The following is an 11226-nucleotide window of genomic DNA, read 5'->3' on the forward strand; positions in this document are numbered from 1 at the left end:
CTGGATCAGCCGCCCGGTTGGTCGGCGGCGACCGGGTTGCTGAGGACGCCGATGCCTGGCACCTCGGTTTCCACTACGTCGCCGGGCTTTAGGAAGCTTTTCGGAGTCATCGCGAAACCGACGCCGGACGGTGTGCCGACGGAGATCAGGTCGCCAGGCGACAGCGCGTCGACGCGGCTCCAATACGAGATGAGCGTCGGGATGTCGAAGATCAACTCGGAGATGGGCGCGGACTGGCGCTGCTCTCCGTTAACGCGCCCCATCAGCTGCAGCGCGGTGGGATCCTCGACCTCGTCGGCGGTCACGATCCACGGGCCGATCGAACCGCTCTGGTAGAAGTTCTTGCCGGCCACCAGCGAGTGTTCGAATTGCACGTCGCGCATCGATCCGTCCATCAGCAGGGTGTAGCCGAAAACGTGCTCCATCGCGTCCTCGGGCGCGATGTGCCGGCCGCCGCGACCGATAATGACCGCGAACTCGCATTCGTAGTCGAACGCGTCGGACCAGTCCGGTTTTAGGATGGGACGCCCGTGCGGGACGAAGGTGCTGGCAGATCGCAGGAAGACGGAAGGGTTCTTGGGCGCATCCTGGTGCCCTCCCTCCAGCGCATGGGCGCGGAAGTTCAATCCGGCGCAGACGAAGCGCTCGGCATCGGGCACCGGCAGGTCGAGCTCGACGTCGGCTAACGCCAGCGTCGGCGCCTCCGCCGCGGCGGCGCGCAGTAGCTCTGGCGTAGCTCCATCGGCGATCGCTACCTTCAGCGACGGCCAGCGGCCGCTCAGATCGGCGATGCGGTCGTCGGTCAGCACCCCGAAGCCAAGCCGACCATCGTATCCGAAACTGACTAACTTCACGGAACTCTCTCCCACTGTTCTTGTGTCTGGCTCCAGTCCCGACGTCTGTCACGACGTCAGGACGGGATCCCGGCGATCGATCGATCAAGCCTTGGCACGGATTAACCTCGAGACAGTGCCTCGTGCGGCATCATTTGAAAACCGCTGCGAGAAGCAGTAGATTGTTGCCGAAATGGAAAAGACCAACAGCCCGGATGCCTTAGGCAGTTCACACCAGCGGCATGACGGGGAACGTTCGCCCTTTCTACTCGACAACCTCGCGCTGCTCCGGGCTTTTGTAGCCGTGGTTGAATTGAAGAGTTTCACAGCAGCTGGTCGGCGGCTAAACGTGGTGCCATCCACGGTCTCCAAGCATATTGCCGCGCTTGAACAACAGCTTTCCTGCCAGCTCGTAGCGCGATCCACGAAAACGCTGTCGATTACCGAGCTCGGTACGCGCTTCTACAAGCGGTGCCAGTCGATTCTTCACGAGGTGGATGAGGCCGAGATAGAGGTGGGCGAGTACAAGTCGGAGCCGCAGGGACTGCTCCGGGTGTCTGCTCCGACGACGTTGGCTACGCATGTCCTCGCGCCGGTCTTTTTCCGGTTCAAGCAGAGGTTCCCGAAGGTGATGCTCGACCTGACGCTCACTCCTGCGAGCCAAGACCTAGTCGGGTCCGGCACCGATGTGGCCATCCGGATCAGCAGTGGCCTTGACCCAAGCCTCATAGCGCTAAAGCTCGCTCCGAATATGCGGCTATATTGCGCCTCGCCAGAATATCTTGAGCGACGTGGGACCCCCGCGACTCCGGTCGATCTTCACCGACACGACTGCGTCGTCGTGAAGAGCATACAGCAGTCGGCAAGCTGGCCGTTTCGCATGGTTGACGGGCGCACCGAACACGTTGTCGTGTCAGGCGGAGTATCTGCCGACAACATTGAGATGATCGCGCGCGCCGTGGTGGCTGGACTGGGGGTTGGGCACCTGTCGCGTTTCCTCATTGAGGAACACATAGCTCGTGGCGAGCTCGTCGAATTGTTCCCCGAAACGCGCGTCGTTGAGAGTAACATTTACGCTGTGTATCCTGAGCGTCGCAACCTCGCGCTCAAGACGCGGGCGTTCATCGACCATCTGCGATCTGAGTTTCGCGAACCGCCCGCCTGGGCAAAATAGTGTAAGTCACCAAACGTGGTCGCTGCTGACCTCCGAGGCTCGGAAGCAGCTACCTCCTGAAAGCCGGCATCAGCGATACACTTCGAAATCCGGCACAAGACTTGTGCCAGAGCACTGATTGTTCCCGCGTCGTTCGACGGTCATGAGACTGACTCCGCCAGCAGACACCGGAAAGATCCGGGTTTCAAGATAGGGCGGCATTCCCGGGGGAGAGGGGTTCAGATGCTCGAGACTTTAAGCAAACCATCGCGATTAGGCCTACGGGCGCTGGCGATGGTCGGTGCAAGCACAACCGCGTTGACCGCTTGTCCCGCAATCGCGCAGATCCGGGCAGGCGACGCGCAGGATGTCACGGCAGGAGCGGCTGCACCAGCCTCCAGCGTCCCCGATGCGGATACCGATGCGGCTCCAGGGCTAGACATCGTTGTTACGGCGCAGAAGCGCTCGGAGCTGCTGCGCAATGTCCCGATATCTGTCGCTGCGCTGTCTGGTGACCAGTTGGCGCAGAGCAACATTGCGAGGATGACCGATCTGGTGGCGGTAGTGCCCAATCTGACGCTGTCGCTCGCGGCGCTTCAGCCCATCACGTTCGTGCGCGGCTTCGGCACAACGGGCAGCTTCTCATTCGAACAAGCGGTAGGCAAGTTCGTTGACAATGTTTCCTATGGCCGTGACTTCGATGGTCGCTACCCGCTCTACGACCTCGAACGACTGGAGGTACTCAAGGGTCCGCAGGTCCTCCTGTACGGTAACAGCTCGACCGCTGGCGCCATCAACATCTCGACGCGCAAGCCCGGGGCAACGTTCGAGGCGGACGGGTCCGTGGCGTACGAATTCAATGCCCGCGAGGTGCTGACGCAGGGCGGCCTCACGCTGCCCATCGCCGAGAATGTCAGCCTCCGGGTGTCGGGAATATATCAACGGCTCGCCAAGGGTTGGATCCACAACACACTGACGAACGAGGACGAGCCAACCTACCGCAACTTCGGAGGAAGAGCGATCCTGCGGATTGAGCCGGTATCCGCAGTGGAGATCCTGTTAAAGGTTGAAGTGAACCGCACGCAACAGCTTGGCTCGACTGCACAGCCAATTACGCAGGGGGTGCTTCCCGCCGCGCAGTTCACGGATCCGCTTCTCGACGACAATCGGGCTGTCAGCTATGAGGGCGCTCCCTTTTTCACCCGCGATCAGAACGCGATCAATTTCGAGACCTACCAAGGCGACGTGAACTGGACTGTCGGATCGGGCACGCTGACGTCCACGACGGCGTATCGTAAGGTGCGCGCCGGAAATACGGAGACCGGCGCATTCCAGCGGCCATTGCTGACGTTGAGCAGCGGACAACGATATAATCAGTTTAGCCAAGAACTGCGGTATGCTGGCACAGCAGGCGCGTTTGACTTCATCGCTGGCGGCTATTTCGAGCGCAACAATGCGCACGTCTTCGTGCCCACCAATTTGAACCTAGGCGCGATCGGCGCGCCGGTGCCCCCGTTCGCGCGCGTGACAACGTACGACCAGCGAGCCAGCTCCTACTCTCCTTTCGGGCAACTCACGTACCGTTTAACTTCCGACCTCAGAATTTCGGCGGGCGCGCGTTTCACGGTTGTGCGGAAGACGACGGACCAGGCGCTGTTCGGCGCCAACTTCATACCCAACATTTCGTTCGCCACCACCCGGGAGCAGGTCGAGGCAGCGAGCAACCCTGCAATCACGCCACTGATTCGCAATGTGCTTGGGGGCACGGTCCACGCCTTCACCGGCATACGCACCCGGGAAGAGCACTTTCAGCCGCAAGTCGTCGCGCAGTACGATTTCGCGCCTCGTAACATGGCGTTCGTGAAGTATGTGAAGGGTGACAAGGCCGGCGGGGTGGATGCCACCTACACTGGGACGGCCGTAGCCGCATCTCCGGCGCAGGCGCAGTTTGCGCCCGAAAAGGCGGTATCTTTCGAGGGTGGGATCAAGGGATTGGTCCTTAATGGTAAGCTCGAATACGCGCTTACCGCATACACCACAACTTTCACCGACCTGCAGACCTCGGCCTTCGTCGGCACCGTTCTGTTCGTCACCAATGTGGGCAGGGCGCGAACTCGAGGCGTCGAGTTCGAGGCGCACGCCCGGCCGGTGACGGGCCTCAGCATCGATGGTACGGCAAATTTCCAGAACGCCAAATATTTGAGCTTTCCGAACGCGCCTTGTACGGTCGGGCAGACTCCGCTGCCGCCCGCTGCCGCCGTGCCCTGCAGCCAAGATCTGTCGGGCGCGCCGACGCCGTTCAACTCGAAGTATTCCGGTTCATTTGGCGTTCGTTATGAGCTGCCTGTGTCCGACTTCCGTCTGCTGGGCGGCTGGAACATATTGTATCGCTCGCGGTACAACACATCGACTAATAACGATCCGCTGGGCAATCAGAAGGGTCTGTTCACCCTCGACGCCCATCTTGATCTCAAGCCCCGTCAGGGCTTGTGGACGTTGTCCCTGTTCGGTCGCAACATCACCAATGAGAAATACAAGGAATACAGCGTTGCTGCGCCGCTTATCCGAGGTGGTTTTAACACCTATCTCTCTCGCGGAGCTCAAGTCGGCATGCGTCTGAGCGTAGACATGTAAGCGACCTGCCGCACGAAGCGGCCTAATGAATCTGACCTGACAACACTGATATAGATTGATGAGCGGAGTAAGGCACTTATGGACGTCAAAGCCGAAGAGCAGTGTCGGGATTTCGTGGTGCGCTGTTTGCGTGCGCTCGACGAACGTGACTACGAGACACTTGCCGAAGGGTTCGCAGCGGACGGCGTCTGGGAACGCGGCGGCGAGCGGTTGGTGGGGCCCGATGAGGTCCGCGCCGCAATGGCTAGGCGGCCCGCCGATTTGGAAACGCAACACCTGTCCCTGAACATGGTGGTCGACGCCGACGGCGCGGATGTCGCCACCGTGCGTTATACGATCGCCGCCTATGCTCAGATGGCGGACAAACCTTACCACCTCCACGGAGTCTTCAGAGCGACCGATCGGCTGACGCGCACTGCGGCGGGATGGCGCTTCGCCCACCGCGCGTTCGCGCCCGCCTTTGGTGCCCAAGGCTGAGCGCGTCGTGAACGCCGACCAACGCGCCCGCGTCGACGCACCGACGTCGGATCAATTCCCGACCTGGCTGGAGATGCGCACCCGTAATCGCGACACGGACCAGTTCGGTCACGTGAACCACGCCGCGATGGCTACCCTGTTCGAAGAAAGCCGGGTGGCGCTAGTGTTTTCGCCGCAGCTTGCCGAGGAAACCAAGGGTGTTGACCTCCTCGTCGCAAGCCTGACAATGGTCTTCCACAAGGAGTTGAGAGCACCAGGGACCGTCCGGATCGGCGCCATGGTAACGCGTATCGGCAGCAGCTCACTCGAAATACACCAGGCGATTTTCGCGGACGGCATTTGCTTCGCATCGGCGCAGGCGGTGTGCGTCCTGTTCGGGGCCAAGAGTCGCAAGTCGGTGCGGGCGAGCGATGCTCTTCGCGCCGCCTTGCTGGATCCTGGCTGACCGGCCAAGCAGTTGTTCCGATTTCGCAAGGCACTTGTCCCACTCGCTTGCTTTTGCACGGACGTCTCAGAGGGTAAGATAGAAGTAAGCCGCGAACGACTGTGCCGGACCGCGAGTCGTTGACGACAGGACAGGAGAGTAAATATGGCAACCGTGCTCGACCGCCAGCCGACGAAGCAGGCGCCCCCGTTTCATGAACTGCCCGGCGAGGTGGCTCCTTCCTATCCTCAACCATGGCCGGCCATGATCGTGGCCCGCGCCGAGATCGAGGCCGAGATCGCCCGTCTCGCCGACCTCGACCGCAGGCCGAACGCGCGTCGCGCATCCGAGATCGTCCATCCCCACTCAATAAAAACCGGTCCCGCGGTAGCACCAGGCCTGTCGATCTCAATCAATGTCGTCCGCCCTGGCGAGGAGGTCGAGCTCTTTCGAGACAATGCGAGCCGGGTCGAATTCGTCCTGCGCGGAGACGGCAGCGCCGTCATTGGAGCGAGAACGCTGAACCTCTCGAAATGGACAGTCGGCTCGGTCCCCTCGATGCTGAAACGATTATACCGCAACGACGGTGAGGAGCCGCTGGTATGGTTGAGCTATTCCAACGCACCGCTACTGCAGCGCCTTGGCAGCTACTACTCGGATGACAGGGTCTCCGTGCCGAGGCCGCCCCTTTCGGAGCGCAGCGAAGTTGAGCAACGCTACACCGCAAAGACCGCGCCAGACATTCCAATCCTTCTCGATGGCGCACGATTGCGCGGTTATGAGTTCTTCACGGATATCGAGGTTGACGAGAACAAGCCGCTGGTCTGGCCATGGAGCGAGACCTCGCCGCATCTCAGTCGAGAGAGGGGGGATGGAAAGCGCGGCCTTCTCCTTTTGGTAAACCCCGTGACCGGCAAGGCTCAGGGTACTACCCACAGCTTCTTTGCGGCGCTCAGCCGCTCGCCGGCTGGCATTCGGGTGCCTCTCCCGCCCCGTGGACACAAGCACAGCTCATTCGCGGTGAACTACCATTTCGAAGGAGTCGGCGAAAGCATGGTCGATGGCCAGCACATCGAGTGGGAGGCGGGCGATCTTATGCTGTCCGCGCCAAGCTGGGGCGAACACGCTCACGGTTTTACCGGTGCTTCGGTGCTTACAGTACAGGACCATCCCTTCCAATTGGGGATCGAGTCACTGATCTGGCAGGAAGATATGGAGGGACCGATTTTGACGCTCGGGTCGGAGGAGGGCCAAACCGGGTACGTTGGGCCTCGCCAGACCGGAGATTGAGCACGTCGACGCGTCGCGCTTGCGGGCTCTGTCAGACCAAATGCACCAATCGTTAGGCGGGGCGGGGTAGGCAATTGGCATGCCCCGACCACGCAAGCCTGCCAGCCCGTTTCGCTACTTCAACTCATCACCCGAGGTGATCCGTCTGGTAGTGATGATGTACGTCCGTTTTCCGCTGTCGCTGCGCAATGTCGAGGATCTGCTATTCGAGCGCGGGATCGATATCTGCCACGAGACGGTGCGCATGTGGTGGAACAGGTTCGGCCCGATGTTCGCGGGCGACATCCGCCGGCAGCGCGTGTCGCGCATGCGCGGCTTTCGCCAATGGCACTGGCACCTCGACGAGATGTACGTGAAACTGAACGGCGAGATGGTGTATCTCTGGCGGGCCGTAGATCACGAGGGCGAGATCCTCGAGAGCTACATCACCAAGACCAGGGACAAGGATGCAGCGCTCACCTCCATCAAGAAGGCGCTGAAGCGTCACGGCAGGCCCGAGACGATCACCACCGACGGATTACGCTCGTACGGTGCTGCAATGAAGGAACTGGGCAATACCGATAAGCAGGAGGTTGGACGCTGGGCCAACAACCGGGTTGAGAACAGCCACCTGTCGTTCCGTCGAAGGGAGCGCGCGATGCTGCGTTTCAGGCGAATGAAGACCCTGCAGAAGTTCGCTTCGGTCCATGCCAACGTCCACAACCACTTCAATCTTGAACGTCACCTCGTTGACCGCCAGACCTACAAGGACCGACGCTCCGCCGCCCTTACGGAGTGGCAGTTTCTCGTAAGTTAGGCGGCTGCGCTTAAGGCCCGGATTGCATCGTGTGGAGAGCGGTTCGCGTTAGACTGACAGCACCGAGTGGAGCATCGTTACGAGCTAGGCGGTCGCGCTCAAAGAACGAACTGCATCGTGTGGAAAGCGGTTCGCATTAGACTGACAACACCCTTCTCAGCCATCGCCCTCGTCGCAACCGCCATCTTCTGGCCTTAATCAACGAGTCCAAACTCTAACATAAGTATGAAAGATCTTTGCGCTATGGTAACTACTTCCTTGCGCCGCCAGTGCCGTTAAACAATTTCACCTCGGCCCCTAATGCGGGTTCATCACTGTTAATGTAAATTTCGATTCGATCCGCAAACGGCCGCCAACTAATATAATTAGGCGGGACATGACAAGAGAACGCTTGAATAGCATTCTTGAGCCAGCTTTCTTTGCAAGCGACGTGAAGGGTGCATATGGTCACGGGGTGGATTATAGGGAGCTTAGCCGACCGGTTGCAATAGGGTTCTCTAGAGGGAAAATCATACAGCCGGCAGCCGATCCCCGATGCTGAATGAAATATTATATCGATGTCTTGCCTTGCGAATTGCGTGGGTCGGACGGCCGTTTGGGCTGTCCGCGATTGGAGCCGCAATGTGAGCGTTCGAAAATATTCCAGTCATGCAGATTTTTAGGCATACCGATGCAGCGCGGCGCAAAGCCTTTGTTTTCCAAAATGATGCTGTCTGGCCCATCCTTAATTTTTAAATAATGGAATCGACGGTAGATCAGCTTATTCCCGATGTCTGCTTCAGCGCACACGATGATATCGCCCGCTAGTTGAACCACTACCCAGTCCGCATTGTCCTTCCGTGGGCAAAAATCAAAGCTTTGCTGTTTGATCGCATCTACAACTCCAAGATCGAACGCCAAGAGTAGAAATAAAAACGCGCCAGTACCCATCTGGATTATCCGAAGTTGGGCAAGATGATCTGCAAGCTGGCGCATCGGGATAGGATATCCACGGATAATCGCAAGCCGGAGGATCTCAAAACTATAATAGCCGAACAACATCCAAAATGTTTGATGATCTAGGCGACTGAAATCTTGCAAATTAATGCTAGAAATAAGGAGTGCGACAACCAAGGTGATAGGTAAAAGTAAATACATCGTCCCGACGAGTGAAGGAGCGTATCGCCGTACCAAGCCTCGGAAAATGGCCCAAGCTAAGGTCACGCTGAGTACTGATAGCACGAATTGAATCATCATTGGACGGCTGGTTACAACAAGGTCTTCGACGCCAAGCGATAGGTAGGTGAACCCGAATTGATCTTGGTAGCCGAACGAGTAGGCGCCCGCGGTGAGGTATAGGAGCACCGTTACGAGGGCGAGAGAAAGACCCTCTTTCAGCACGGTGGCAAAGGACAAGCGCCCTGTGTCTCCAAGCGAATCTTTATGATATGCCGACTTGATCGTCCGAAAATACCGCCCGGATGTTGACATGCTTTTTCGCCCCTTGCGCGGGTCTATAGGGCTATGTCAGACGAAATGCACGGCTCTGTCAGACTAAATGCACCAGTCGTTAGGCCGGGCGGGGTAGGGCCGTTAGCATGCCTCGCCCCCGCAAGCCTGCCAGCCGGCATTGTCAGACCAACGCGGCAGTCGGCGCTTGGTATGATATCTGGAGCGGATGAGCCGCAAATCCCGAGCAAAGCCTCCTAGCCCGTTCCTGCGTTTCAATTCGTCACCCGAGGTGATCCGGCTAGTCGTGATGATGTACGTCCGTTTTCCGCTGTCATTGCGGAATTTGGAAGACCTGCTGTTTGAGCGTGGAATCGACATCTGTCACGAAACCGTTCGGCACTGGTGGAACAGGTTCGGCCCGATGTTCGCGGGTGACATCCGTCGCCAGCGCGTGTCACGCATGCGAGGGTTTCGCCATTGGCAATGGCATCTCGACGAGATGTACGTGAAACTCAACGGCGAGATGGTTTACCTCTGGCGAGCGGTCGATCACGAAGGGGAGTCCTCGAGAGTTACATCACCAAGACCCGCGATAAGAATGCAGCGCTGCGTTTCATGAAGAAGGCGCTGAAGCGACATGGGTCGCCGGAAAAGATCACCACCGATGGCCTGCGCAGCTACGGCGCGGCGATGAACGAACTCGCTAATTCCGAGAGCGGAAAGATCGGGCGCTGCGCTAACAACGGGGCGGAGAACAGCCACCTGCCATACATTGCACTGTACTCTCTGATTTCGAAAACACATTATCTCGGTGTCTACAAAGCCGGCAGCAGCTCAAATTGGTAAGCACAGCTAATTCAGCGAGATAGCGACAGCCGTGGCGTAGCCGCAGCTGATCGTGCCATCTGTCGAGATGCTGACCGGCTGATTGCTAAGCTTCGCGGACAGGATGATGCTGGCGAACGTTGTGTAGTTCGGGTTCGAAGTCGGGACGGCGAACCATTCCTCGCCAGGTAGGACCGGGTCAGCCTCCGAAACACCCCGGAGGTTGAAGAATAGGCAGGGTCGACTATCGATCTGTGTCCAGTTGACGTGTTGATTTGAACGATAGGTATTCGCAGAAGCGGGCGCGACCCCAATCCCTGCTAGTGCAACCGCCGCAACAAAGTTTTTAGCCAGACGCATAAGCGATCACCTGTTGCCCTGCAGGAACGGGAGCGAGGAGGGAGGCGCTCGCTTCATTCCCACCAGAGAAGAGGATCTATGACCTACGGTTTCCTACATGTGTATTAAAAAATGCTAGTTGTTTGATCCCGGGCTTGATGGTGCATTATCTACGACTAAGTGTAATGGCATTATGGGTCAGATTCGCCTCTGACAGACGAAATGTGCCGGTCATTAGGAAAGGGGTTCTAGGCCGAGAAGATGCCTTGCCCCCGCCAGCCTGCCAGTCCATTCTGATATTTCAATTCATCGCTCGAGGTGATCCGCCTGGTGGTGGTGATGTATGTCTGCTTTTCGCTATCGTTGCGAAACGTGGAGGACCTGTTGTTCGAACGTGGGATCGACATCTGCCATGAGGCTGTGCGGATGTGGTGGAACAGGTTCGGCCAAATTTTCGCCGGCGACATCCGTCGGCAGCGTGTGAGCGCAATGCGAGGTTTTCGACACTGGCGGTGGCATCTCGACGAGATATACGTGAAGTTGAATGGGAAGATGGTTCACCTCTGGCGGGCGCTCGATCACGAGGGTGAAATTCTCGAAAGTTATATCATCAAGACCCGTGGCAAGGACGTAGCGCCGCGGGAGCGGGCGATGCTCCGGTTCCGGCAAATGAAAACGTTACAGAAGTTCGCCAGAGTACACGCCAACGTCCACAATCACTTTAATCTCGAACTCCTTCGCGTCGATCGCCAGATCTACAAGGAACGCTGCGCAGCCGCACTGGCTGAGTGGAGCAAAATCGCGAGCTAGGCCGCGGCATTCAAAGACCGCCTTGCTTCGAGTGGAGAGCGGTTCGCATCAAACTGACAGCACCCTTGGCATTAATACTTCGTCGGTCGTGACAACCCTAGGGTCAGGACCCATTGATGTAAGCGTCGCGATCTGATTCAGGCTCTGCGAGGAGACTGGGCATGAGCGACCTATATTGGCTGACGGACGAGCAGATGGCGCGGCTGGAGCCGTA

General features: G+C 58.5%; 10 protein-coding genes and 1 pseudogene. 8 read left to right on the forward strand and 3 right to left on the reverse strand.

Annotated elements, in window-relative coordinates:
• Positions 1-5 precede the first annotated feature (5 nt).
• Positions 6-854 (reverse strand): fumarylacetoacetate hydrolase family protein, encoded by an 849-nt coding sequence (locus U1738_RS19700; protein ID WP_332790737.1) that lies wholly within the window; start codon positions 852-854, stop codon positions 6-8.
• A gap of 172 nt (positions 855-1026) precedes the next feature.
• Between U1738_RS19700 and U1738_RS19705 the strand changes: the two genes are divergently transcribed.
• The 6 genes from U1738_RS19705 to U1738_RS19730 all read left to right on the forward strand — a co-directional run bounded on the left by U1738_RS19705 (position 1027) and on the right by U1738_RS19730 (position 7607).
• Positions 1027-2007 (forward strand): LysR family transcriptional regulator, encoded by a 981-nt coding sequence (locus U1738_RS19705; RefSeq protein ID WP_332790738.1) that lies wholly within the window; start codon positions 1027-1029, stop codon positions 2005-2007.
• A 222-nt stretch (positions 2008-2229) separates the two neighbouring features.
• The gene (locus U1738_RS19710) at positions 2230-4620 is read left to right on the forward strand and encodes a TonB-dependent receptor (protein WP_332790739.1); all 2391 of its coding nucleotides are present in this window, start codon (positions 2230-2232) and stop codon (positions 4618-4620) included.
• A 78-nt stretch (positions 4621-4698) separates the two neighbouring features.
• Positions 4699-5097 carry a nuclear transport factor 2 family protein gene (locus U1738_RS19715; protein WP_332790740.1) on the forward strand — a complete coding sequence of 133 codons (399 nt, stop codon included), beginning with the start codon at positions 4699-4701 and terminating at the stop codon, positions 5095-5097.
• 7 nt (positions 5098-5104) lie between these two features.
• The gene (locus U1738_RS19720) at positions 5105-5542 is read left to right on the forward strand and encodes an acyl-CoA thioesterase (RefSeq protein WP_332790741.1); all 438 of its coding nucleotides are present in this window, start codon (positions 5105-5107) and stop codon (positions 5540-5542) included.
• Between the two features lie 144 nt (positions 5543-5686).
• On the forward strand, positions 5687-6811 hold the full coding sequence (locus U1738_RS19725; RefSeq protein ID WP_332790742.1) for a cupin domain-containing protein: 1125 nt from the start codon (positions 5687-5689) through the stop codon (positions 6809-6811).
• 79 nt (positions 6812-6890) lie between these two features.
• A complete protein-coding gene (locus U1738_RS19730; protein ID WP_332790743.1) occupies positions 6891-7607 on the forward strand; it encodes an IS6 family transposase in 717 nt (238 codons plus the stop codon).
• Between the two features lie 549 nt (positions 7608-8156).
• Here the strand turns inward: U1738_RS19730 and U1738_RS19735 are convergent.
• Positions 8157-9077: a hypothetical protein gene (locus tag U1738_RS19735; RefSeq protein WP_332790744.1), complete on the reverse strand. Its 921-nt coding sequence runs from the start codon at positions 9075-9077 to the stop codon at positions 8157-8159.
• 187 nt (positions 9078-9264) lie between these two features.
• On the opposite strand from U1738_RS19735, the pseudogene U1738_RS20355 reads away from it, so the two are divergent.
• A pseudogene (locus U1738_RS20355) lies at positions 9265-9809 on the forward strand (IS6 family transposase); the annotation flags it as partial.
• 81 nt (positions 9810-9890) lie between these two features.
• Here the strand turns inward: U1738_RS20355 and U1738_RS19745 are convergent.
• On the reverse strand, positions 9891-10223 hold the full coding sequence (locus U1738_RS19745; protein ID WP_332790745.1) for a hypothetical protein: 333 nt from the start codon (positions 10221-10223) through the stop codon (positions 9891-9893).
• Positions 10224-10520: 297 nt separating this feature from the next.
• Here U1738_RS19745 and U1738_RS19750 point away from each other — a divergent pair, with 297 nt between their 5' ends.
• Complete coding sequence (locus tag U1738_RS19750; RefSeq protein WP_332790746.1) at positions 10521-11012, forward strand: DDE-type integrase/transposase/recombinase; 492 nt, start codon at positions 10521-10523, stop codon at positions 11010-11012.
• The last annotated feature ends 214 nt before the right edge of the window (positions 11013-11226 follow it).

The organism is Parasphingomonas caseinilytica, from assembly GCF_036663755.1.
GTDB lineage: Bacteria > Pseudomonadota > Alphaproteobacteria > Sphingomonadales > Sphingomonadaceae > Sphingomonas.